The organism is Nonomuraea sp. NPDC049625, from assembly GCF_040675285.1.
Taxonomy (GTDB): Bacteria; Actinomycetota; Actinomycetes; order Streptosporangiales; family Streptosporangiaceae; genus Nonomuraea; species Nonomuraea angiospora_A.
Map to the genome: position 1 here is coordinate 149,208 of NZ_JBFAOQ010000004.1, position 22,673 is coordinate 171,880.

Below are 22,673 nucleotides of genomic sequence, written 5' to 3' on the forward strand. Positions count from 1 at the left end.
CCCGGAGGCTTCTACGCTCCGGTTGTGGCGGACATCAGCTACTTCGACGCGTGGCAGCTGTGGCTCCAGGGCAGGCCCACCATCGGCTCCGACCTGTTCGGCGTCCCGATGCTGTGGTGGGGACGCACAGGAAAGATCCTCTCGTTCGTCGCCGGCACCGTGGTCATCATCGACCTGGTCGGGGTGGAGAAGCTCGCCCGGTACGGTGAACGCCTGGTGGGGTTCATGGCCGCCCGGATCACCGTGCGCCCGTTCGTCGTCGGCCTTTTCGCAGGGATGATCGCGGCGGCGTTCACGGTCGTCGTCACCGGGCCGATGGGCAATGACTCCCAGCTGCGGTACGGGCTCGTGCTGGCGGTCGGCAACGTGAGCGGCGGGCTGGCGGGCGTCATCGGCTACGCGCTTCAGCATCCCAAGTTCGCTCCGGCGGCGCGGTGGATGTCCCTGGGGCTGTTCTTGATCGGTTTCCACTTCGACCTGCTGGCCTCATAGCCGCGCTCATGGGCCGATGATCCTGGTCGGAAGCGCCGGTCTCGTGTCCGTCCAGCCGGACGCGGTCAGGGCCGTCCACGAGGTCAGTGCACGCGCGTCCCGTTCCTCCGCGGCCAGCAGCCGGCCCGAGGTCTCGTCGATGACGATCCGCCGGCCGCTGCCCGACAGCTCGATGCCCGTCCCGGCGCGTCCGATCGGGTCGGTGGTCGCTCCGGTGTTCCGCATTCGCGGCACATCCGCCAGCACGCGGTAGAGCGCGGCCCGCAGCCGGGGAGTCGTCGGAAGTTGCGAGAGCAGGCTGGTGGCCTGCGTGTACAGGGACTCGTCGTCGGCCCGCTGACCACTTCTCCGGGTCCACCCCTGGAGCACCTGCCGGAGCTTCGCCACGTCGGTCGGCAGGTTCATGACCTCCTTCGTGGTGACGTGGGTGGATCCCACCTGGGGATAGGAGACTTCAGGAGCGAGCTCGTCGTCGAGCCGTACGGCGAACGGCGGCGACGGCACCACACCTCCCACGCCGGGAACGCCGGGCCCCTCGCAACCGCCGAGCCGGTACGCTCCCTGCCGCCGCCAGGTCTCCTCGTCGGCCTCGGTGAGCGGCTTCCCTGACTGGGCGGTGACCACGAGCCAGCTGGGATCCCGACCCGACTTCGCCATCCAGACCTCATGGGTGCACGTGACCCGGTAGTTGACCAATCGAGGCTCCATGCCGGCGGGCGCCTGTCCTTCCGCACCGACAGCCATGCTCTGACCGATGGTGTGCCAGTAGCGGCCGGTCGCCGGGTTCGCGGTCTCGATCCGAGCCGCGGCGGCGAGCAGCACCGTACGGGCGGGCTCCAGGGAAGGCGTAGCGCCCTCGCTCCGGACCAGGACGACGGCCGCGACCGCGACGGCCGTCGCGACGGAGGCGAGCCGGAAGGCGGTCAAGAGGCGCGGCCGCCTGCGGCCGGGCTCTGCCGGCGCCTCGGCGGCCGCCTTGACCAGCAGGTCGTCGGCGGACACGCTCGATCCGCGGTCCAGCGAGGCCGGTCGCGCCATGGTGAGCAGGCGCATCGGGTCGGGCTTACGGCTCATCGGGGTCCCCTCCCTGGAACGGTCACGGGCTTTCGGGATGTGGCGGTGTCCGCGGCGTCGATCGCCGACCGCAGCCGGCGGCGCGCCCGATGCAGCCGGACGAAGAAGGCGGCTCTGGTGCAGCCCAGCACCTGGGCCGCTTCGGCGGTGGACAGGCCGTGCCAGGTGGTCAGGGTCAGGATCTCCTTGTCGTCGTCGGACAGGGTGGCCAGCGCGCGGAGCACGGTGAGCCGCTCGGTGGCGTGTTCGCCCACGTCGGCGACGGCCTCCGTGATCCACGTGCGCAGCTCGGCCTCCAGGGATTCGCGGCGGGCGGCCTGCCGGAAGTTGTCGCGCAGGATGTTGCGGGCGACGCGGAAGAGCCATTGCAGCTGTACCTGGTCGGGGATGTCGTCGAGACGCCGCCAGGCGACCAGGAAGGTCTCGCTGACCACTTCCTCCGCGAGTTGGTGCCCGGCTCGGCCGGCCGCATAGCCGTACACCCGCGCTTGGTAGGTGTTGTAGAGCACGGTGAAGCGCTCATGTCGGTTGGGCAAGCCCGTTCCTTCGGTCGGGAACACGTCTTTCATGGCGTATGTGGTCCGAAGGAAGGGTTTCTTACATCCCCGGCTCAAGATCGTGAGCGTGACCGTACCGCACGGCATCAACCCCGATGTCCCGCATTCGGCCCGCGACTCCTGGCTGGGCGGCAAGGACGACTTCGAGGCCGACCGCCGGACCTCGGCACGGGCATCCCGACCCAGGGCAACACCCACGAGGTCGCGCAGGCGCCGGACGCCCAGGACGGGCGAGCAGATCACCCGCTGCTTCGACGGGTTCGACCTGGTGGAGCCGGGGCTCGTGGCGGTCTCGGAGTGGCACCACCCGCCGCTCTTCGCCGACCCGGCGACCTGGAGGTACGCCGGGGTGGGCCACAAGCGCTGACCTCCGCCGACGCCGAACCTGAGAGCGAGCTGTGGACCCGGCGCGAGCCGCCGCAAGGCGGTTTAAGGTTCAAGCAGCGGAACGACGCGCGGACGGGACGGCGGAGTGTGAGCACAACGGTGGAGACCGGGCGGGCCACGGCGGGCGGCTCCCCTGCTCCCGGGAAGCGGCGCAGGCGGTGGCTCGCGTGGACGGTCGTCGCGCTGCTGGCCCTGTGGGCCGTCATCAGGGTCGCCGGCATGGAGGGCGGCTCGTTCGTGACCCAGCTCATGACCGTGACCCCCATCGGGGCCGGGCTGGCGGCGCTGACCGCGATCCTGTCCCTGCTCAGGCGCAACCGCCCGGCCGCGCTCGCCGCGGCGCTCGTCTGCGCGGTGCTGGTGTCGGTCGTGACGCCGCGGGCCTTCAGCGCCGAGCAGCCGCCCGCGAAGGGCGCGCCGCTGCGGGTGCTGTCGGTCAACCTGTTCGGCCGCGGTGACGCGCAGACCGTCGTCGACCTGGTACGCAGGTTCGACGTCGAGGTGTTCAGCGCCCTGGAGCTCACCCCGGCCGAGGTCGAGCGCCTGGACGCGGCCGGGCTGAAGCAGCTCCTGCCTTACCGGGTGCTGCAGGCCGACTTCGGCGCCACCGGCAGCGGCATCTTCTCCAAGCATCCGGTGACGGAGCTGACCGGCCTGTTCACCCCGATCGGCCACAACATGCCCGCCGCCACCGTGGCGCTGCCCGGCGGCGGCAAGGTCGAGTTCGTGGCCATCCACCCCAATCCGCCGCTCGGGCGCATGGAGGCGGAGTGGAAGGCCTCCCTGCGCGCGCTCCCCCCGGCCTCGCCGTCGGCGATCCGGGTGCTGGCCGGCGACTTCAACGCCAGCCTCGACCACCGCGCCTTCCGCGACCTGCTCGACCGCGGTTACGTGGACGCGGCCGACCAGGTGGGCAAGGGCCTGATCCCGACCTGGCCGAACGGCCGGGCCGTGCCGCCCGTCATCTCCATCGACCACGTGCTGGCCGACCGGCGGGTGGCCGTGAACCGGGTCGAGATCGTGGACGTGCCCAGGACCGACCACCGCGGCGTCTTCGCCGAGCTGCGCCTGCCCTAACCGGCTCGGCGGGCCGGCGTCTCGTGGGTGGTGAGCCGCCGTTTCGAGCCGAGCACGACGGTCTCGCCGGTGAGCCGGACGGCGGCCCGCAGCGGCAGGTCCTCGGCGGAGGGCCCGGCGGACAGCACGATCGTCCCAGGCTCGACGATGCGCCGCAGGTCGGGACCGGTGTACGAGAACGCGTCCGCGGGCACGCCGAACGCCACCGCCCGCTCCTCCCCCGGCTCCAGCGCCACCCTGGCGAACCCGATGAGCTGCACGACGGGCCTGGCGACCTGCGCGACCGGGTCGGAGGCGTAGAGCTGCACGACCTCCTCCGCCGGCCTGGCACCGGTGTTGCGCACCTTCACCAGGGCCTCGACCGAGCCGTCGGTGGGGCACTCGGCCGCGTCCGTCGTCATGGCCACGTACTCGACGGCCGAGTACGACAGGCCGTGCCCGAACGCGTACGCCGGAGTGGGGTCCAGCACCGTGATGCCCTCCGCCCTCCTCCCCAGGGGCGGCTGGAGGTAGGTGGACGGGCTGATCGGCGGCGTGCCGGGGATCTGCACCGGCAGCCGCCCCGACGGGTTGACCCGCCCGCTCAGCACGCCCGCCACCGCGGCCGCGCCCTCCACGCCGGGGAAGAACGCCTGGATCAGCGCGGCCACCCGATCCTTGTAGGCGCCGAGCGCGTACGGCCGGCCGGAGACCACGACGAGCACGGTCGGCGTGCCGGTCGCGAGGACCGCCTCGACCAGGTCGGGCTGGAGTCCCGGCAGCCGCAGATCGGCCACGTCGCAGCCCTCGCCCGACGTGCCGCCGCCGAACAGCCCGGCCCGGTCGCCGACGAACACGAGCGCGAGATCCGCCTCGGCCGCGACCTCGGCGGCCCCGGGGATCCCCGACGCGTCGTCGCCCGACACCTCGGCGCCGAGGCAGTGGCGCACCTCGGCGTAGGGGAACTCCAGCGCGAGGCTCTCCCTGATGGACGGGATGGGCAGGCCCATGCCGTGCTCCGGATAGCGGTCGAGCACGTGGTTGGGGAAGGCGTAGCAGCCCATGAGGGTGCGCGGGTCGTCGGCGCACGGCCCGATGACGGCGAGCCGGGCGGTCGTGCCGGGGCCGATCGGCAGCAGGCCGTCGGGGTTGCTCAGGAGCACGATGGAACGTTCCGCGATCTCGGCGGCTATCCCGCGGTTGCGCGGGCTGTCCAGATCGACGTCGTCCGCGCCGTCCGGGACGAGCGGGCCGCCGTCCAGCAGGCCGAGCTCGATCTTCTGGCGCAGGACCCGGCGTACCGACTCGTCGACCAGCGCCTCCTCGACGTGGCCCGCGCGGACCTTCGCGACCAGGTGCGCGCCGTACGACACCGTCTCGGGCAGCTCCACGTCGACGCCCGCCCGCAGCGCCACCTCCCCGGCCGCGGCGTCGTCCTCGGCCACCCGGTGCGTGGAGGCGAGGAACGGGACGGACCAGTAGTCGGACACCACGGTCCCGTCGAACCCCAGCTCATCCCGCAGCAGCCGCCGCAGCAGGTCCGCGCTCGCCCCGACCGGCACGCCGTCGAGGTCGGTGTAGGAGCACATCACCGAACGCGCGCCGCCCTCGTGCAGCGCGACCTCGAACGGCGGGAGGATCACGTCGGCGAGCTCGCGCGGCCCGATGCTGACGGGGGCGTGGTTGCGGGCCGCCCGCGAGGCCCCGTACCCGGCGAAGTGCTTCAGGGTGGCGATGATCCCGGCGCCTTCGAGGCCGCGCACGTAGGCCGTGCCGATCCGGCCCACCAGGTACGGGTCCTCGCCCAGGGACTCCTCGACCCGCCCCCAGCGGTAGTCGCGTACGACGTCGAGCACCGGCGACAGGCCCTGGTGCACGCCCGCGGCCCGCAGGTCGGCGCCGATGGCCGCGGCCATGCGCTCGACGAGCTCCGGGTCGAACGTGGCCGCCCAGGCCAGCGGGGTCGGGTACGCGGTCGCCCCGAACGTCGCGAACCCGGTCAGGCACTCCTCGTGGGCGATGGCCGGGATGCCGAGCCGGTTCGACGTGACCACCAGCTCCTGGAGCTTGCGCAGCCGGGCCGCGCCTTCGGCGGCGGACAGCGGCGCGGTGCCGTACACGCGGGTGAGATGCCCGAGCCCGTGGGCCAGCTGCTCGTCCAGCCCTTCGGCCTTGTCGAAGCGGTCCTGCATGGGCGCCACGTTGCCGTGTTCGGGCCCGTTCTGCAGCCAGATGGAGCCGAGCTGCGCGACCTTTTCCTCCAGCGTCATCTCCGCGAGGAGGGACTCGACTCGTTCGCCGACCGTCCGCGCGCTGTCCCGCCAGGGTGCCAGACCCGGCGCGTTCACTGATGTCATGGCCTTCCTTCTGAAACCTTCGAAAGCTCATTCCGATCATTGAATTCGGACTCTAGGTGCCCACCGCAAAAGCCGTCAAGAATATTTCGATGGCTCGCCGAAACTTTCGGACTGCGGCGTTATCAAGGAAAATTGCGAGAAATCCGGCCACGCTCCCGCGCAGGCACACTGGCCAGGTCAGCACCCCAGGACGCGCTCGGAGAAGATCGAGCGGGGGTCACCGCAACGGCAGGCGACTGTCACCGGAAGGCTAGCCCGAAAATGTGTTCGAGCGTGGAATCGTCGTCATGCCCCGGGACGCCCCCGGGGCCGCCGACAGCGAGGGGAATGCCTTGCCCGTTCTGAGATCCTTACGCGTGGCCGCGCTCGCGCTGGTGAGCGCCGCCGCGCTCGTCCTGCCCGCCTTACCCGCCCAGGCCACGGGGCCCGACGTGGTCGTCCGGTGGAACCAGACGCTGCTCACCGCGGTGCGCGCCGGCACGCTGGGGCCGCCGCTCGTGGCCAGGGCGCTGGCGATCGTGCACACCTGCGCCTACGACGCGTGGGCCGCCTACGACGCGGTCGCCGTCGGCACCCGGCTGGGCGGCTCGCTGCGGCGGCCCGCGGCGGAACGCACCGATGCGAACAAGGCCAAGGCCGTCAGCTTCGCCGCCCACCTGGCGGCGGTCGACCTCTATCCGGCGCAGCGGGCCACGTTCGACGCGCTGATGACCGACCTGGGCTACGACCCGGCCGACACGTCGAGCGTCCCGGCGCAGACCGGCGTCACCGCGTGCCAGGCGGTGCTCGACTACCGCCACACCGACGGCTCCAACCAGCTCGGCGGCTACGCCGACACCACCGGCTACGCGCCCGTCAACGCCTCCGTGGTGGTGGCCGACCCGCTGACCTCGCTCAACGATCCCGGCCGGTGGGCGCCGCTGACGTTCGTCAACCGGGCCGGGGCGACGGTCACGCCGCCGTTCCTCGCGCCGCACTGGGGCCGGGTGGCCTCCTTCAGCGGCACCGCCCGCGGCCTCGCCGACGCCGTGCCCCCACCGTACGCCTACGGCTCGTCCGGCTTCCGCACGCAGGCCGCCGAGATCGTGTCCATCACGGCCGCGCTGACCGACCGGCAGAAGTCGATCGCCGAATACTGGGCCGACGGCCCCAACAGCGAGACGCCGCCCGGCCACTGGAGCCTGTTCGCGCAGCAGATCTCGGCGCGCGACCACTACGGTCTCGACCAGGACGTGAAGCTGTTCTTCGCGCTGGCCAACTCGGTCATGGACGCCGGGATCGCCTCGTGGGAGGTCAAGCGCGACCACGACTCGGGCCGCCCGATCACCGCGATCCGGTTCCTGTACAAGGGGCAGCAGATCCCGACGTGGGGCGGCCGGACGATCGACGGGGCCACGTGGGCGCCGTTCCAGGTGTCGACGTTCCCGACGCCGCCGTTCGCCGAGTACGTCTCGGGGCACAGCACGTTCAGCGGGGCGGCGGCCGAGGTGCTCAAGCGCTTCACCGGCGGCGACGCGTTCGGCGGGCAGGCCGTGGTGGCGAAGGGCTCGTCGCTGGTGGAGCCCGGGGTGACACCGGCGCAGGACGTGACGTTGCGCTGGAACACGTTCACCGACGCGGCCGACGAGGCCGGGATGTCGCGCCGGTACGGCGGTATCCACTTCCGCCTGGGTGACCTGCAGGGCCGCGCGCTCGGCCGCGCGGTCGGCACGGCGGCCTGGGACCGCGCCAAGGCGTACTGGACCGGCCGCGGCTGACGTCCGCCCCATGGCAGGACGCGGCACCACGGAGGCGCCCGCTCCACTGCGCTGAGAGCGGGCGCCTCTTCGTGCGGCGTGGCGTCAGGCCACGTTCTCCTGGGCCAACCGGTTGAGCGTCTCGAGGTCGAACGAGCCCGCCTTGACCGCCGTGGTGAACGACTCCCAGTCGCGGCGCGGTACTTCCAGCACCGCGTCCGGGTTGTCGACGTGAATGAGCTCCACGTGGTCGTTGATCCGCTTGGCCTCGACGCGGCCGGCGACTTGACTCATACGCACTCCTTCCAGTGCCCTGCGGGGATTCCACCCCGGCCACCCGTTCGCAGGAGGACCGGGGCGGATGCGGGAAGCCTTGCACTCCGAGGGGTGACCCGGCCACTGGGCCGGGGACGAGGGAGGTTGGAAAAACCCACTCACAGGAGGCGATCTCTTGACCCGGGACGCAAGATTGCCGACCCTCAGGGCGCACCAGTGGCCAGCGATGGACAAGTGTCTGTTAGAGCCTTTTAAGTGAGAAGTTAGTGGAGGGGCGTAAGTTCTCGATAAATCACAGCACAGCACCACAAAGAGGACACATCATGAACGTGACCCCAGAGCGGCGGACGCGCGTCCCGGAAAGCCGGAGCGTTCGCATCACGTAGAAGTTGATCATCCCGCTTACGGACGTTTCGAGCATTCTCGAAGCATTCCTCCGGAGATGTCTTCCCTGTCTACAGTCCTACCTGTGGGGGCCCAAGTAACACGCACCAAGGTGTGGAGCGAGCTGCGCGTGAGCTCCACTCCTCAGCTCTATATCTCCGTCTCGCCCAACCTGACCGTCCTCGCAATGATCGCCGACGCCCTCGCCGGCCGCCGCCGCGGCCTGCCCGAGCTCTGGCGGCGGGCGATCAGCTCGCGCGTCGGCCCGCTGGGCCACGAGGCCGTACGCCCGCTGGCCGCACCCGGCCACTCCGTCGCGCCGGACATCCTGGTGCCGCACACGCCCATCGGCCAGGACGTCTCCATGCAGGCCCAGATCAGCGCCCTGCACGACACGCCCCCTGACCACCTGATCAGGGACCTCGAGCAGGCGTTCGGCCCGGGGCCGCTGCCCCCGCACTGGCGGGCGGCGGCCGAGCGGCCGGCCCGCTGGCTGCTCGGCTACGCCGGCGCGTTAGCCGACGTCTGGAACACCACCGAGCCCCTGTGGAAGCGCGGCCGCCCGCTGCTGGACAGGGAGATCGAACGGGTGGGCGTCGCCACCGTGCGCGGCGGTCCCGAGCTGCTGCTCGGCGCGCTCAGCGACCGCCTCGTGTACGGCGAGCACGGCCTGCTCGTCCCGGACCTCGAACCCGGCACGTTCGAGCTGGGCGACCGCAAGATCGTCCTGGTGCCGATGCTGGCCGGCAAGGATGCCCTGATCCTCAGCATGGACAGCCCGGAGGCCGTGTGGATCGCCTACCCCGTGCGAGGGGCGGACTCGTTGTGGCGCAAGCCCCTCGCGCCGGCGGTGGACGAGCTGTCGGCGCTCGTGGGGCCGGTCCGCGCGGACCTGCTGTGCGCGCTCGACCAGCCCATGACCATGTCGATGCTGGCCACGGACATGAAGATCGCGCCCAGCGGCCTCACGTACCACTGCGACCGGCTGCGGGCCGGGCGGCTGATCACGCGCGAGCGCCGCGGGCGCGAGGTGTGGATCGCCCGCACCCATCGGGCGGACGAACTGCTGGAGCTGTTCCGGCGTTGACGGGAAGGAGCGGAATGCTCAAGTTCCAGCGCGACGCGCTGGCCACGTGCGCCGAGGCGGCCGGTGCGGCGTCCGGCGCGTTCTCGGGGATCAAGGGCCAGGCGCCGGGCGCGGCGGCGTTCGGGAACGTGTCCGGATCCGCGGCCATGGCCACGGCGGCGGCCGACCTGGCACGGGTCTCCGAGCTGGCGGCGAGGACCCTGGGCGGCCGGCTGGAGGCGGTCGAGCGCACGCTCGACGCCGTCCGGAGCACGGTCATCGAGGCCGATGGCGGCGCGGTTCGAGCATGAGCCCGCTCGACGAGGTCAGAGCCGCGCCGGGTGGCGCGGAGCTGGCCGAGCTGGCCGCCAAGGTGATCGGCGACCCGGGCGGGATCGCCGCGGCGGCGAACGCCTTGCGCACCTCCGCCGGCACCGGCCAGCGGCACACCGAGGCGATCCGCACCGCGACCGCCGGCGTGGGCGGCGCGTGGCAGGGCGGCAGCGCGGAGGCGTTCACCGGCTACATGGGCCAGGTGGTGCGCTGCGGCGACGGGCTGCGGCAGGCGCTGCAGGAGTGCGCGGGCCACCTCGACGCCGCCGCGAGCACCCTGCGCTCGGCAGAGTCGCGGGCGCTGGAGACCTGCCACGCCTACGCCGCCGCCGCGCAGGAGGTGCGGGGCCGCGAGCCGCGGCCCACCGAGGAGCAGGTCACCCAGAGCCTGAAACCCGCGCTCGACCAGGCCCGCGGCACGCTGCAGCAGCTCGTCGCCGACACCGGCACGGTCCTGTCCGACACGGCGGGAAAGATCCAGAAGGCGCTCGGCACGATCCCGGACGTCGCCGCCGAGCTGGGCGAGCCGGACGCGCAACCCTTCGCCCCCCGCGCGGGCAAGCCGCTCGGCTGGTCACCCGCGCAGCAGGGCCCGGGCACGACCGCGCTGGCCGCGACCACGGGCTCCTCGGGCGCCGGGTTCAGCGGGTACGGCCCCAGCGGCCCGCCCCCGCCCGGCGGCGGGCCCGCCCCTCCAGCGGAGATCGCCGGCTGGATCAGCCAGGCCATCGAGATCCTCAAGGCCAACGGCTACCCGGTCGAGAAGATGAACGTCAACGACATCTACACGATCATCCGGCACGAGTCCGGCGGCAATCCGAACAGCATCAACACCTGGGACTCCAACGCGGCCAGAGGCACGCCGTCCAAGGGGCTGATGCAGACCATCGACCCCACTTTCCAGCGGTGGAAGCTGCCGGGGCACGACAACGTCTGGAACCCGGTGGACAACATCATCGCGGGCGTCCGGTACGCCATCGAGCGCTACGGCTCGGTCTCGAACGTGCCCGGCGTGGTCGGGATGAAGACCGGCGGCGGCTACCGCGGCTACTGACCCGCGGCCTGCTGCCCCCTCCCTTCGAGCAGGGGCTTGGCGGCCCTGGCCGGGTCGAGCACCGGCCCTTCGGGGATGAGCTGGAGCACGTTGGCGGGCACCGGGGTGGCCTGGCCGGGGGCGTAGCCGAGCTTGGCCAGCACGTCGGTGCCGGGCACGGCGTAGCGGCGGCCCTCGGCGGTGACCAGGTAGTAGGACTGGACCGCGTTCAGCTGCCCGTCGCCGGGCAGGACGCCCGCCAGCACCGCCCTGCCCGGCGGCAGGCGTACCAGGTCGGTGGCGTCGCCGCGCGGCTCGGGCAGCTTGGCGCCGGTGGTGAGCCGGACGCGGGTGGATCCGGTGCCCGTGTCGGCGTAGACGACGCAGATGGCACTGGCCGGGTCGTAGGCGGTCATGCGCGGCATGACCGCGGGCAGGCCGTCGGCGGGGACGGCGGTCCGCGAGTGGGGGGCGGCGTTGGCGGAGGCCGCGTCGACGGCGATCTCCCTGACCGCGCCGCCGCCGTAGGCCGCCCTGCTGTCGGGGTCGCTCAGCAGCAGCGTGGCCTGGGTCTGCGTGATGGGGGCCAGTCCGTCGTCCAGCAGCACGTACCAGCGGTCCTCGCCGCCGGCCACGCCGCCCGCGCGGAAGACCTGCCCCACGGCCGCCGTCCTGCCCCCGGGCCCCGCCACCGGCCGGCCGCGCCCGCGGACGTCCGGCGCGGCCAGGTCGGGCCCTTCGGGCAGCGCGTTCAGCCAGGCCACGGGCACGGCGGCGGGGACGGCCGAGGTGAGCCCGCGGGCGATGCCGGTGGAGACGCGCATGCGGGCACCCCGCCAGATCGCCCACCGCTGGCCGCCCACGTCGACGAGCAGCGCGTTCCCCTCCGCGAGCGGCGTGCCGCCGAGGTCGCGCCCGGCGACCAGCGTCACGTACGGCTTGCGCCCGGTCGGTTCGGCGCGCTCCTGGACGCAGGCCGCCCAGGGGCCGCGGGCCAGGTTCGCGGGGCCGGGCAGCGAGTCGGGGGCCTCGGGGATGCCGATGAGGGCGCCGCGCTCGTACTTGGCCAGCGCCTCCCGCGCGACGACGCGCTCCTTGACGTCCTGGGAGGCGAGCACGAGGCGGGCGGAGGCGTAGTTGGCGACGGGGATGAGCCGTCGCTGCTCCTGGCTGTAGACGAACCTGGCGCCGGTCTCGCGCTCGATGATCAGCGTGCCGGGCTCCTCCAGCGCCTTCGTGCCGCCCGGGCGCAGCAGGCCGAAGACCGCGAAGCCGACGCAGAGCAGGACCGCGACCATGATGCCGGCGAGGAAGCCGATGTTCTGGCGGCGGAGCGGCCATTCGGGCTGGTTCGGCTGGGCCCGCAGGAGCGCCAGGCCGATGCGCTGAACGGTGAGGCGGTACGCCTGATAAAGGTCGCGCTGGCTGTGCAACTCCCGCCCCTTGGATCACATGACTCCCCTACTTAACCCAATTTATCGGGATAAATAGTGAGAAGCTGTCTGGTTTCGTAATTGAGAATGATCAATGACCAGTGAATGACGTACCTGTCCCGCGCGCCCGGCACGTTACAGGCTGATGATCGTGAATCCGGATACGCGTTATATCACCCCCGATGCGATCGGCGAGGTCCGGCGGGGCATCAGGGACGACCTCCTGCCGGTTTTCGACGAGGTGCGCCAGATCTTCGAGCAGAACCGGGCGGTCGGCTTCCCCGGCTGGGGGCCGCTGGGCGAGTGGACGGTCGGGGCACTGTACCGGTCGCTGATCGACTCGTTCGTCCGCGACACCGAGACCGCGCTCGCGGTGATGCGGAAGTGGGAGGGCGAGGACCTGGCCTTCGCCGAGCGCAACTGGCGCACCGCCGAGGACCTGATCGTCCAGCGGGTGAAGAAGCCGTGAGGCCCAGGGTGGCCGGGCGCGCCCGGGACGGCTCTCCCCTGCGCCTGTCGAAGAACCCGCCCGACCCCGAGGCCGTGCAGGGCATCCTGCGCAAGGCGGCCAGGATGGAGCCGTCGGTCGTCGTCGGCATGCTGGCCACCGTTCCCGCGGTCGCGAACGTGCCCGGTATCTGGGAGGCGGCCGCCAACCTCCAGGCGGGCGCGGGCGGCCGGCTCGACAAGGGCGCGAACAACTCGATGACCATGGTGATCAACAACTCGGGGCAGAACTGGGTCGCCGGGGACCAGAAGGAGTTCGCGAGCGCGGCCAACCGGCTGCGGGCCGAGCTCGACGCCTTCCGCACCAACGTGCAGTGGGTGGCCGGGCACGTGGACAGCATCGGTGACGGGTTCATGGTCTATTGGGGGGCGGCGGCCAAGATCGCGCAGGAGACGTACCTGCGGCTGGCCGCGCTGCAGGTCCTCGCGCTGGCGCCGCAGACCAGGCTGGCCGCCAGGATCGCCATGCGCAGGACGGGGGTCCAGGCGAGCGCGTCGCTGGCCGCCTCGACCGGCGCGCTGAAGCGGTTTCTCGGCTCGCTCGGGCTCAAGGACGTGCTGGGCGGCGTCGCGGCGGGCGTCGGCGGGACGGCGGCCGTGCAGCTGGCCTTCATGCGCCCGACCGGCGCCGCGGCGATCGACTTCGGCACGGGGGCCGTCGACCCCGCGAAGGCGGGGACGTTCGCCGCTCCTCCGCAGGGGCAGCCGCTCCCGCCCGGCACGGGGTCCTTCCAGTGGACGGTCAAGGCGCCGGGCGGCGACATGAGCCTCGAGGACGTGGTCAAGAGCCGTAGCTAGCTCACCAGCCCGCGGATGGTCTCGTACAGGTCCATCACGGCCAGCGCCAGCGGGATCAGGGCGATCATCAGCAGGATGTCGAAGATGTCGCCCACCCGGCCCCAGAAGGGGGACGGCCGCGCGGACGTCAGCCACAGCGCCGTCCCCGCCACGGCCAGGGCCAGCACGACCAGCCCGGGGACGATCCCGTAGAGCACCACCCCGTCGGCCGCCGTGACCACCGCGGCCGCGGCGGGCAGGGCCACCCCCAGCAGGGCCGCGGTCAGCAGCCAGGCCCGCTGGCCGCGGCCCTCGAACACGCGGGCCCGCATGAGCAGCGACAACGACAGCACGGCGCTCATCGCGAACGCGGCCCAGGTGCCCGCCACCGTCAGCAGCACCTGGGCGGCGAGCACGATCACCGCCACACCGGCGACCAGCCCCGTGCAGAAGCGGTCGGCCACCACGGTCTTGTCGATCACCAGCTCCCCGTCCAGGTCGCCGCTCTCGCGGCGCAGCTCCTCCGCCGTCGTCGGCAGCGCGGGCAGCGGCATGCCCGCCAGCCGGAACGACAGCGAGGGGATCGCCGTGGTCAGCCCCACCGCCAGGGCCGCGAGCACCGCCACCACCCCGGCCGCGGGCAGGTCGAAGGCCATGACCAGCCCCGACGCCAGCAGCCCGGACAGCGCGGCGGCGGCCACGCCGAGGAACGTGGGCAGCCCCTGGGCGACCGCGAACCCGGTCGCCGTGGCCAGCATCAGCACCACGCCGCAGGCCGACAGCAGGGTGTCCGGCTGGACGACGGCCGCCGAGGCCGGTCCGGTCAGGCCCGCGACGAACCCGTACGGCAGGGCCGCGTACCCGATCACCGCGCCCGCCCGCGCGTCGCCGAGGGCCCGCGACAGCGCCACGGCCACCAGCAGCAGGACCAGCGCGACGGCGCCCGCGACGAGGGCCGTGGGCAGCCAGGGCGGGCCGGTCGCCGGCAGCGCGGCGGCGCCCGCGCCGAGCAGGGTGGCGGCGGCGCGCAACCCGTAGGCCCTGGTCGTGGCGGGCTGCCAGCGGCCGGTGCGCTCCAGCACGCCGGTCGCCACCGCGTCGGCGACGTCGTCGAAGACGACCTCAGGCAGCTCGTGGCCGCGCGGCCGCAGGTGCAGCATCTCGCCATCGTGCACGGCCAGCTCCGACAGGGTCGCGTTCACGTCGAACGGCGGGCCGCCCAGGCGCTGGAGCACCCAGCCGCCGTGGGCCAGGCCCGCCTCCGCGAGCCCTTCGCCGGCGACGCGCAGCAGGGTAGGCAGCAGGTTGCCGAGCGGGATGTCCGGCGGCAGGCCCAGGTCCAGGAATCCACGCGGGGTCACGACGGTGACCCGGCACAGGTCGGTTCCGGTGGCGCTCACCCGGACGAGTGTATGGATCGGACACCGAACGCGACGGGCTTAATACGTACAGGAAATTTGAAATATCGCCTGTTTCGCTACGTCAGCGACTTGTATGGCGTCGTGAGCGGCAGCCTGATCGTGGTCCGCAGGCCCGAGCGGCGCCGGCCACCCGAACCTCCCGGCGGCGAGGTCCTGCTGGAGTCCCCGCCCGAGATCCCCGAGACGGTGACGGGCGGCGGGCTGACCCAGCTCCTGACGTACCTGCCGATGCTGGCGGGCGCGGGCGCGATGGCGCTGATGTTCACCGGCGGGTCCACGAACAACCCGATCATGCTGGTCTCCAGCGGCCTGTTCGCGGTCTCGATGATCGGCATGACCGTGGGCCAGATGATGCGCGGCGCGGGCGAGCGCAAGAGCCAGCTCAACGGCCAGCGCCGCGACTACTACCGCTACCTGGAGCAGGTCAGGAAGCGGGTCCGGGCCGCCGCCGCGCAGCAGCACAAGGTCATGACCTGGAGCCATCCGGACCCGGCCGCCCTGTGGTCGCTGGTGATGACCACCCGGCTGTGGGAGCGGCGGCCCCGCGACGACGACTTCGCCCAGATCAGGATCGCCACCTCGGCGCAGCGGCTGGCGCTGCCGCTGATCCCGCCGGAGACCAAGCCGATCGAGGACCTCGACCCGGTGACGGCGGGAGCGCTGCGGCGGTTCGTGCGCACGCACGCCACCGTTCCCGGGCTGCCGGTGGCGCTGGCGCTGCACTCGTTCGCCAGGATCGTGATCACGGGCGACCCGGCGGCGGCGCGCGGGCTCGTACGGGCCCTGCTGGCCCAGGCGGCGGCGCTGCACTCGCCGGAGGACCTGCGGATCTCGGTCTGCGCGGGCGCCGAGAGGGCCCGCGAGTGGGAGCCGGTCAAGTGGCTGCCGCACGCCCTGCACCCCACCGAGGAGGACGGGGCCGGCCCGGTGCGGCTGGTCTCGGGGGATCTGGGCGAGCTGGACGACCTGCTGGGGTTCGAGCTGAAGGACCGGCCGCGCTTCAGCAAGGGGCTCTCGCCGGACGCGCTGCCGTACCACGTGGTCGTCATGGACGGCGGCACCGTGCCCGCGGGCAGCCAGCTCGGCCTGGACGTCATCGAGGGCGTGACCGTGATCGACGTCGGCGGCAGCACCGCGCAGGTGCCCGCGCAGCTCACGCTGCGGCTGGAGGTCGGCGCGGACGAGGTGGTCCGGGTCGCCGAGGACGAGCTCGGCAAGGAGGTCAGGTCGGGGCTGGGGCGGCCGGACCGGCTCGACCCGCCCGCGTTCGCCGCCCTGGTCAGGCAGCTCGCGCCGATGCGGACCGGCTCGGGGGCGGGCGCGGAGGAGGTACGGGACGTCTTCGCCACGAACACGACGCTCACCGAGCTGCTGCGGATCGGCGACGCGCGGCGGCTCGCGCCCGCCCAGACGTGGCAGCCCCGCCCGGTCAGGAACCGGCTGCGCGTCCCGATCGGCCTGGGCGCCGACGGGCGGCCCGTCGAGCTGGACATCAAGGAGGCCGCCCAGGGCGGCATGGGACCGCACGGGCTCGTGGTCGGCGCGACCGGCTCCGGGAAGTCGGAGCTGCTGCGCACGCTCGTGCTCTCGCTGGCGATCACGCACTCCTCCGAGACCCTGAACTTCGTGCTCGTCGACTTCAAGGGCGGCGCCACCTTCCTCGGGCTGGACACGCTGCCGCACGTCTCGGCGGTCATCACGAACCTGGAGGACGAGCTGCCACTGGTGGACCGCATGCACGACGCGCTCCACGGCGAGCTGGTACGCCGCCAGGAGCTGCTGCGGGCGGCCGGCAACCACGCCTCGCTGCGGGACTACGAGCAGGCCCGCGAGCAGGGGGCGAACCTGCGGCCGCTGCCGACGCTGTTCATCGTGCTGGACGAGTTCAGCGAGCTGCTGTCGGCCAAGCCGGAGTTCATCGAGCTGTTCGTGATGATCGGGCGGCTCGGCCGGTCGCTGGGCGTGCACCTGCTGCTGGCCTCGCAGCGGCTGGAGTCGGGGCGGCTGCGCGGGCTCGACACGCACCTGTCGTACCGGATCGGCCTGCGGACGTTCTCGGCGGCCGAGAGCCGGGCCGTGCTGGGGGTGGCGGACGCGTACTCGCTGCCGCCCGAGCCGGGCAACGCCTACCTGATGTTCGAGACCACGGGCATGACGCGGTTCAAGGCGGCGTACGTGTCGGGGCCGTACCAGCTCGCCTCGGCGGAGGGGCCGGCGGTGACGGCGCGCGCCGGGCACCGCGGGAAGATCGTCTGGTACGGGCCGGAGCGGGTGCCGATGCCGCCCGTCGAGCAGGCCCCGCCGGTGGTGGCGGAGCCCGGAAAGCAGGGCAAGAAGGACAGCCTGCTGGAGATCGTGGTGGGCCGGCTGGCCGGGCAGGGGCCCGCGGCGCACCGGATCTGGCTGCCGCCGCTCAAGGAGGCCGCCTCGCTCGACCAGCTGCTGCCGCCCGTCGAGGTCTCGCCGGAGCACGGGCTGACGGCCGCGGGCACCGCCCAGGACCGGCCGGGGCGGCTGCACGCCGTGGCGGGGATCGTGGACAGCCCGTTCGACCAGCGGCGGGACCCGTACTGGCTGGACCTGTCGGGGGCGGCGGGCAACGTCGCGATCGTCGGCGCGCCGCAGACCGGCAAGAGCACGCTGCTGCGCACGCTGATCGCCTCGCTCGCGCTCACGCACACGCCCAAGGAGGTGCAGTTCTACTGCCTGGACTTCGGCGGGGGCACGCTGTCCTCGCTGACCGGGCTGCCGCACGTCGGCGGGGTGGCCAACCGGCTGGACGCCGACGCGGTACGCAGGACGGTCGCCGAGGTCAAGACGCTGCTCGACCGGCGTGAACGGCTGTTCGTCGAGCGCGGGATCGACTCCATGGCCACCTACCGGAGGATGGTCGCCTCGGGCGCCTTCGAAGGTGACGGCTGGGGCGACGTGTTCATCGTGGTGGACGGCTGGGCGATCCTGCGCCAGGAGTACGAGCTGCTCGAACCCGACCTCGGCGACCTGGTGACCCGGGGCCTGGGGTTCGGCATCCACGTGATCGGCACCGCGAACCGGTGGATGGAGTTCAGGGCCGGGGTGCGCGACCTGCTCGGCACCCGGCTGGAGCTGCGGCTCGGCGATTCCTTCGACTCCGAGATCGACCGCAAGGCGGCCTCGAACGTGCCCGAGCGGGCCCCCGGGCGCGGGCTCACCCGCGAGGCCCTGCACTTCCTGGCCGCGCTGCCGCGCATCGACGGCCGCTCCACCGTGGACGACCTCGCCGACGGGGTCGCCGCCCTGGTCGAGGCCGCGGCGGCGGCCTGGCGCGGGCATCCGGCGCCGCCCGTACGGCTGCTGCCCGCCCTGCTGCCCGCGCACACCCTGCCCGCTCCCCTGCAGGGCGGCACGCGCGTCCCGATCGGGATCGACGAGGCCGCGCTGGCGCCCGTCCTGCTGGACTTCGACGCCGACCCGCACTTCGTGGTGTTCGGCGACACGGAGAGCGGCAAGACCAACCTGCTGCGGGTGCTCGCCCGGGGTATCGCGGCCGGGAAGACGCCGCTGGAGGCGCGGTTCATCGTCATCGACTACCGGCGCTCGCTGCTGGACGCGACCGACACCGAGCACCGGATCGGGTACGCGGCCTCCAGCGCCGCCGCGGCGGAGCTGCTCAAGGGCGTCCAGGAGGTGATGCAGACGCGGCTGCCGCCGCCGGACCTCACCTCGGAGCAGCTGCGGACGCGGAGCTGGTGGACCGGCCAGGACCTGTACGTCATCGTGGACGACTACGACCTCGTGGCGACCTCGGCCAACCCGCTGTCCGTGCTCGGCGAGCTGCTGCCGCAGGCCAGGGACATCGGGCTGCACCTGGTCCTGGCGCGCGCCATGGGCGGGGCCGGGCGGAGCATGCTGGACCCGATCGTGCGGCGGCTGAAGGAGATGAACTCGCCCGCCGTGATGCTGTCGGGCCCCCGGGACGAGGGCCAGCTGTTCGGGAACGTGCGCCCGCGCCAGCTCCCACCGGGACGCGGGCTCTACGTGGACCGGCGGTCGGGCGAGAAGCTCGTGCAGACCGCCTACCTCGACCCTGGCCTTTAACGGTCCAGGTCGCGCTCGATGCGGCCCAGCTCGGCCACCGCCTGGTCCATGGCCTGCTCGTACGCCTCCCGTGCCTCCCGCATGCGCAGGTCGGCAGGGTTGTTCTCGGCGGCCAGGTCCAGCGGGCCCTCCCCCAGGACGTCCCCGAGGAGCTCGGTCGATTTGGCCTGCATGTCGGACAGGGCGTCGGCGATCAGCACCAGGATCGTCTCGGCGAGGCGCTGCGAGCCCCAGCGCATGGCCCTCGGGTCGATGTCCAGCCCGGTGACGCCCTGCGCCGAGCACTCGACCCGTACGAGCTTGTCCGGGTCCTGCGCGGACCCCTTGACGGCGAGAACCTGATCGTAGAGGTCGTCCAGCCCGCCCGCGGGCCGCTGGGCCTCGGCGATCAGCCGGTCCATGGCACTCTCGTCGAACGCCGTCATGCCTTCACCCCCGGAGTCGGAGCCTCGAGTTTCGTACCGCTGAACTGGTCGGCGACCGCCGACTGTCCGATCATCCCGGCCGTGACGGCCGCGGCGCCGCCCACGAGCGCCTGCTTGGCGGGCGACATCTGCACCAGCTTCTGCGCCACCTTGCCCAGCACGCCCTTGCCGCCCTCCGCGAACGCCCGCGCCCTGGCGGCGATCGCGCCGGCCTGGTGGTCCGCCCGGCGGCCGAAGCCGGTGGCGGCCACCTCCGAGGCGACCCTCGTGAACGCGTTCATCTGGGCGACCTTGTGCATCACCCCGGCGGTGAGGATGCTCGCGCCGGTGAGGAAGACGGCCTTGCCGAGGACGTCGTACACGCCGGCCGTGAGGCGCAGGGTGTCGGCCGAGGCCTTGGGCGAGGCGGACTTGTCGGCGGCGTCGTCGGAGTAGTGCTGCACGGTGCCCTTGTAGAGCTCGGCGCTGGGGGCGGTCCACTCGACGTTCCTGACGGAGCCGTCCACGAGGTTCGGGTGCGCCCGCAGGGCTCCGGCCAGCTCCTCCCACACCTCGGCCGCCGCCCGCTGCTGGGCGGTGTCGCCGTACATGAGGGGCAGGACCAGGGTGGCGTAACGGGCGCGGTTCCAGCCGAGGAGCAGGGAGCCGGTCACGGCCATCGCCGAGCCCTCGATGACGGACCACGGTTGTTCGATCATGTTCACGTCCTGGTGATGTCGGCGGCCGTCCGGCCGGCGGTGCCGTCGCCGTCCACGTAGGTGTTGGCCGTGCCGTATGCCTTGTCGTGGATGCCGGCCACCTCGGCCCGCTTGGCCGTCAGATACGTCAGCGCGGCCCGCTTGACGTCGTCGAACGCCTGCCCCAGCGAGCCGCCGAGCAGGCCGAACGCGCCGTAGGCGCCGGAGGAGAGATCGACGTGCCCGATGGCCGAGGACATCCGTTCCAGGTCCCGCATGGGGGCGGCGGCCATGTTGCGGCCCATCTCGCGGATGGAGTCGACCTGCGTCGCCACGAAGTCGCCGGACATGGCCTCACCCCACCACCGGCGGGCCGTGCACGACCTCGGGGCGGAAGAAGTCGTCGTCGGCGTCCTTCGCCGCGGTCGACCTGCGGGCGTGCTGCCCGCCGTCCCCGGGGCCGCCCATGGGCAGGAACGGCATGCCGCCGGAGGCCGCCGCGCCAGACTCGGCCCCTGCCACGGGCGACCTGGCCGGGGGCCATGAGCCGTCCACGACCGGCACGCTGCCCGGCCGCACGGACGGCCCGGACGGCCCCGGCTCCTGAGCGGCGCTCGTGCCCGGATCGGCAGGGCGGACCTGGTACGGGTCCACCGGGCGATTCGTCCCCGGGCGGCCCGGGTTTCCCTGGCTGCTCGGTGGCCTCGTGGTCCCGGCCGGGGTGGTCCCTGTCGTGCGGGGATCGCGTCCGGCCGGGGTGGGAACCGTGCCGGGCGGTGGCAGCGGCCCGGCGGGCGGCACCGTCCCGGGCGGGGCGGGTTGCCCGCCTCCCACGGCGGGCGGCACGCCCGGCCAGTTCGCCAGGGAGGTGGGCGGTGACGCCCCCGCGGGCGCACCCGGTACCGCAGCTTGACCGGGTAGCGGGCCCGCGGGAGTCAGTGGCTGGCCGGGCGTGCCGGCCAGATCGGTGCGGGACCGCACCGGCACCGTGCTCTCGAACGGCAGGTCGCCGCTCTGCGCCGGCACCGAGGCGGGGCCGACCGGCGGCGGCAGGTAGGGGGCCGGCGAGGCCAGCTCCGGGTCCCACGCCAGGGCGTCCGGCATGGCCGTGTACGCCCGCTGGTAGACGCCGTTGAGCTGCTGCATGAAGGCCCGCGCGTCCGCGTCCGGATCGTTGAGCGGCTCCATCGACCCGGCGCCCATGCCGCTCGCCTCCACCCAGTACTCCTGCTGTTCCGTGGCCTTGTCGAAGCGCTCCTTGGCCGAGGCCAGCTCGCCGCCCACCGTCTCCAGCCCGGGCGGGACACCGTCCACACCGTTGCGCAGCGACTGCAGGTACGCCTGGAGCCGGTTCATGCGCGTGAGCATGGCCCTGGCGGACTCCCCGCCCCAGTTGCCGTCGGCCACCAGCCGCGCCGCGCTGTCGCCCAGCGCCGCGATCGTGTCGGTGAGCAGCTGGGACGTCTTCTTGTACGCGTCCACGACCGGCGCGAACTCCTCCGGCCCGGTCCCCATCACCAGCCGCCGGATCTCCTCGCGCCCGCCGTACGCGTTGACGTTCCCGCCCTGCAGGCAGCCGTGCTTGATCGGTTGTGGTTGCGGCAACGGGTCCCCTCACATCACGTACGCGGCACCGCGCCCGCGGCCCGCTGGTCGGCGTCCCGCACGGTGTTCGCGGTGGCGGCCAGGTCGTCGACGATCCGCTGGACCTGCTCCATGACGAACTGCAGCGAATCGCCCGTCGCCACCCGGGCCCTGCGCACGGTCTCGCCGTACCCCTGGGCGATGTCCCAGCTCCCCGGGGCGGCCGGCGACAGGTCGGGCACCTGGTACACAGCCGCGCGCAACCGGGGCAGCAGGCTGTCGCCGAGCTTGCCCGCCACGTCGATGAGGGCCTCCGGCTTGCACATCGCCGTGTCACCCGCGGTGGCCGGGTCGATGAGAGGCTGATCCACCGGCCTCAGGTGCCCCAGCGGCGGATGTTCATGGCCTCCGCGTCGCGCATGATCTCCGTGGCGTCGTGCAGGGCGGGGCCGAAGCGCTGCATGGTGTCACCCATGGCCACGACCGCGTTGTTCCACTGCTCCTTGGCCGTCCGGTAGACCTCCTTGGCGGAGCCGTCCCAGGTCTCCAGGACCTTGAGGTCGTCTTCGAGGTCGGCCAGTTCGCCGACCAGATTGGCGTAGGCCCGGCCCAGTTCCGACGCGATCTCGTCCATCTCGTCGAAATTGGCGAGGATGATGTCTCCGCCACCCGTCATGGTGATTCTCCGTTCGTCAGAGCTGGCCGCCGCCGAGCGCCGCCTTGAGCCTGGTGGCGACCTCGCTGGCCTGGGTGTTCGCCTCGGTGTACGTGATGCCCGAGCTCTTGAGGTTCTCCGCGATCGTGTGCAGCGCGTCGATGACCTTCTTGAACTGCGGGTTCCATTCGTCGAGGACCTGGCGGTAGACGTTCGCGGACTCGCCTTGCCAGGCGGCGCCGAGCGTCGCGGGAATCTGGGTGAGCCTGTTGTGAATCTGCGTGATGTTCTGGTGTGCGATGAGCGCGCGTTCTGCCGCGCTGTGCTGGCTGCCCTCTTGATAACGTGTCGGCTCTGCCACGTGCA

At 72.7% G+C, this 22,673-nt stretch carries 23 protein-coding genes; 10 read left to right on the top strand and 13 right to left on the bottom strand.

Features of this window, described 5'->3' with window-relative positions:
- Positions 1-24: 24 nt before the first annotated feature.
- Complete coding sequence (locus AB0J87_RS19125) at positions 25-492, top strand: hypothetical protein (protein ID WP_363966840.1); 468 nt, start codon at positions 25-27, stop codon at positions 490-492.
- Between the two features lie 6 nt (positions 493-498).
- Here the strand turns inward: AB0J87_RS19125 and AB0J87_RS19130 are convergent, their stop codons facing one another.
- Together AB0J87_RS19130 and AB0J87_RS19135 are read right to left on the bottom strand one after the other, a co-directional pair.
- The gene (locus AB0J87_RS19130; protein WP_363966842.1) at positions 499-1,566 is read right to left on the bottom strand and encodes a CU044_5270 family protein; all 1,068 of its coding nucleotides are present in this window, start codon (positions 1,564-1,566) and stop codon (positions 499-501) included.
- Positions 1,563-2,102 (bottom strand): sigma-70 family RNA polymerase sigma factor, encoded by a 540-nt coding sequence (locus tag AB0J87_RS19135; RefSeq protein WP_363966844.1) that lies wholly within the window; start codon positions 2,100-2,102, stop codon positions 1,563-1,565. Before AB0J87_RS19135 ends, AB0J87_RS19130 begins: the two co-directional genes overlap by 4 nt.
- 88 nt (positions 2,103-2,190) lie before the next feature.
- On the opposite strand from AB0J87_RS19135, the gene AB0J87_RS19140 reads away from it, so the two are divergent.
- Both AB0J87_RS19140 and AB0J87_RS19145 read left to right on the top strand, forming a co-directional pair.
- Positions 2,191-2,490: an SAM-dependent methyltransferase gene (locus AB0J87_RS19140; RefSeq protein WP_363966846.1), complete on the top strand. Its 300-nt coding sequence runs from the start codon at positions 2,191-2,193 to the stop codon at positions 2,488-2,490.
- Between the two features lie 107 nt (positions 2,491-2,597).
- Positions 2,598-3,587 carry an endonuclease/exonuclease/phosphatase family protein gene (locus AB0J87_RS19145; RefSeq protein ID WP_363966848.1) on the top strand — a complete coding sequence of 330 codons (990 nt, stop codon included), beginning with the start codon at positions 2,598-2,600 and terminating at the stop codon, positions 3,585-3,587.
- Here the strand turns inward: AB0J87_RS19145 and AB0J87_RS19150 are convergent.
- Entirely contained in the window at positions 3,584-5,923 is a 2,340-nt protein-coding gene (locus AB0J87_RS19150) for a glycoside hydrolase family 3 N-terminal domain-containing protein (protein ID WP_363966850.1), read from the bottom strand. The two genes, AB0J87_RS19145 and AB0J87_RS19150, sit on opposite strands and share 4 nt — an antisense overlap.
- 332 nt (positions 5,924-6,255) lie before the next feature.
- Between AB0J87_RS19150 and AB0J87_RS19155 the strand changes: the two genes are divergently transcribed.
- Entirely contained in the window at positions 6,256-7,680 is a 1,425-nt protein-coding gene (locus AB0J87_RS19155; RefSeq protein WP_363966852.1) for a vanadium-dependent haloperoxidase, read from the top strand.
- Positions 7,681-7,764: 84 nt separating this feature from the next.
- Here AB0J87_RS19155 and AB0J87_RS19160 read toward each other — a convergent pair whose 3' ends face one another.
- Positions 7,765-7,953 (bottom strand): hypothetical protein, encoded by a 189-nt coding sequence (locus tag AB0J87_RS19160; protein WP_350733938.1) that lies wholly within the window; start codon positions 7,951-7,953, stop codon positions 7,765-7,767.
- Positions 7,954-8,404: 451 nt separating this feature from the next.
- On the opposite strand from AB0J87_RS19160, the gene AB0J87_RS19165 reads away from it, so the two are divergent.
- Genes AB0J87_RS19165 through AB0J87_RS19175 form a run of 3 tightly spaced genes read left to right on the top strand, consistent with a single transcriptional unit; the run spans position 8,405 to position 10,772 of the window.
- Positions 8,405-9,406 (top strand): winged helix-turn-helix domain-containing protein, encoded by a 1,002-nt coding sequence (locus AB0J87_RS19165; RefSeq protein WP_363966854.1) that lies wholly within the window; start codon positions 8,405-8,407, stop codon positions 9,404-9,406.
- A gap of 14 nt (positions 9,407-9,420) precedes the next feature.
- Positions 9,421-9,696, top strand: a complete 276-nt coding sequence (locus AB0J87_RS19170; RefSeq protein WP_363966856.1) for a hypothetical protein — start codon at positions 9,421-9,423, stop codon at positions 9,694-9,696.
- Complete coding sequence (locus AB0J87_RS19175) at positions 9,693-10,772, top strand: transglycosylase SLT domain-containing protein (RefSeq protein WP_363966858.1); 1,080 nt, start codon at positions 9,693-9,695, stop codon at positions 10,770-10,772. Before AB0J87_RS19170 ends, AB0J87_RS19175 begins: the two co-directional genes overlap by 4 nt.
- Here the strand turns inward: AB0J87_RS19175 and eccB are convergent.
- Entirely contained in the window at positions 10,766-12,184 is a 1,419-nt protein-coding gene (eccB, locus tag AB0J87_RS19180) for a type VII secretion protein EccB (protein ID WP_363966860.1), read from the bottom strand. The genes AB0J87_RS19175 and eccB overlap by 7 nt on opposite strands.
- Positions 12,185-12,335: 151 nt before the next feature.
- On the opposite strand from eccB, the gene AB0J87_RS19185 reads away from it, so the two are divergent.
- Positions 12,336-12,653 carry a hypothetical protein gene (locus tag AB0J87_RS19185; protein ID WP_350733947.1) on the top strand — a complete coding sequence of 106 codons (318 nt, stop codon included), beginning with the start codon at positions 12,336-12,338 and terminating at the stop codon, positions 12,651-12,653.
- Positions 12,650-13,489, top strand: a complete 840-nt coding sequence (locus AB0J87_RS19190) for a hypothetical protein (RefSeq protein WP_363966862.1) — start codon at positions 12,650-12,652, stop codon at positions 13,487-13,489. Before AB0J87_RS19185 ends, AB0J87_RS19190 begins: the two co-directional genes overlap by 4 nt.
- Here AB0J87_RS19190 and eccD read toward each other — a convergent pair.
- Entirely contained in the window at positions 13,486-14,868 is a 1,383-nt protein-coding gene (gene eccD, locus AB0J87_RS19195) for a type VII secretion integral membrane protein EccD (RefSeq protein ID WP_350733951.1), read from the bottom strand. The genes AB0J87_RS19190 and eccD overlap by 4 nt on opposite strands.
- A gap of 102 nt (positions 14,869-14,970) precedes the next feature.
- Here eccD and eccCa point away from each other — a divergent pair, with 102 nt between their 5' ends.
- Complete coding sequence (gene eccCa / locus AB0J87_RS19200) at positions 14,971-18,966, top strand: type VII secretion protein EccCa (protein WP_363966865.1); 3,996 nt, start codon at positions 14,971-14,973, stop codon at positions 18,964-18,966.
- Here the strand turns inward: eccCa and AB0J87_RS19205 are convergent.
- From AB0J87_RS19205 to AB0J87_RS19235, 7 genes are read right to left on the bottom strand one after another with little or no spacing between them, the layout of a single operon-like run.
- Complete coding sequence (locus tag AB0J87_RS19205; RefSeq protein ID WP_350733955.1) at positions 18,963-19,391, bottom strand: hypothetical protein; 429 nt, start codon at positions 19,389-19,391, stop codon at positions 18,963-18,965. The two genes, eccCa and AB0J87_RS19205, sit on opposite strands and share 4 nt — an antisense overlap.
- Entirely contained in the window at positions 19,388-20,089 is a 702-nt protein-coding gene (locus tag AB0J87_RS19210; RefSeq protein ID WP_363966867.1) for a hypothetical protein, read from the bottom strand. The genes AB0J87_RS19205 and AB0J87_RS19210 overlap by 4 nt, the downstream gene beginning before the upstream one ends.
- A 2-nt stretch (positions 20,090-20,091) precedes the next feature.
- A complete protein-coding gene (locus AB0J87_RS19215) occupies positions 20,092-20,418 on the bottom strand; it encodes a hypothetical protein (RefSeq protein WP_350733958.1) in 327 nt (108 codons plus the stop codon).
- A 4-nt stretch (positions 20,419-20,422) separates the two neighbouring features.
- Positions 20,423-21,673, bottom strand: coding sequence for a hypothetical protein (locus AB0J87_RS19220; RefSeq protein WP_363966869.1), 1,251 nt, complete (start codon positions 21,671-21,673; stop codon positions 20,423-20,425).
- 14 nt (positions 21,674-21,687) lie between these two features.
- Entirely contained in the window at positions 21,688-22,023 is a 336-nt protein-coding gene (locus AB0J87_RS19225) for a hypothetical protein (RefSeq protein WP_350733962.1), read from the bottom strand.
- Between the two features lie 5 nt (positions 22,024-22,028).
- Positions 22,029-22,328, bottom strand: coding sequence for a WXG100 family type VII secretion target (locus tag AB0J87_RS19230; protein ID WP_350733964.1), 300 nt, complete (start codon positions 22,326-22,328; stop codon positions 22,029-22,031).
- A 16-nt stretch (positions 22,329-22,344) separates the two neighbouring features.
- Positions 22,345-22,668 carry a WXG100 family type VII secretion target gene (locus AB0J87_RS19235; protein ID WP_192791395.1) on the bottom strand — a complete coding sequence of 108 codons (324 nt, stop codon included), beginning with the start codon at positions 22,666-22,668 and terminating at the stop codon, positions 22,345-22,347.
- Positions 22,669-22,673 lie beyond the last annotated feature (5 nt).

Coding starts and splice junctions, on each gene's coding strand:
- AB0J87_RS19130 (WP_363966842.1), bottom strand. CDS start 1,566: ATGAGCCGTAAGCCCGACCCGATGCGCCTGCTCACCATGGCGCGACCG.
- AB0J87_RS19150 (WP_363966850.1), bottom strand. CDS start 5,923: ATGACATCAGTGAACGCGCCGGGTCTGGCACCCTGGCGGGACAGCGCG.
- AB0J87_RS19160 (WP_350733938.1), bottom strand. CDS start 7,953: ATGAGTCAAGTCGCCGGCCGCGTCGAGGCCAAGCGGATCAACGACCAC.
- AB0J87_RS19170 (WP_363966856.1), top strand. CDS start 9,421: ATGCTCAAGTTCCAGCGCGACGCGCTGGCCACGTGCGCCGAGGCGGCC.
- AB0J87_RS19175 (WP_363966858.1), top strand. CDS start 9,693: ATGAGCCCGCTCGACGAGGTCAGAGCCGCGCCGGGTGGCGCGGAGCTG.
- AB0J87_RS19205 (WP_350733955.1), bottom strand. CDS start 19,391: ATGACGGCGTTCGACGAGAGTGCCATGGACCGGCTGATCGCCGAGGCC.
- AB0J87_RS19210 (WP_363966867.1), bottom strand. CDS start 20,089: ATGATCGAACAACCGTGGTCCGTCATCGAGGGCTCGGCGATGGCCGTG.
- AB0J87_RS19215 (WP_350733958.1), bottom strand. CDS start 20,418: ATGTCCGGCGACTTCGTGGCGACGCAGGTCGACTCCATCCGCGAGATG.
- AB0J87_RS19230 (WP_350733964.1), bottom strand. CDS start 22,328: ATGACGGGTGGCGGAGACATCATCCTCGCCAATTTCGACGAGATGGAC.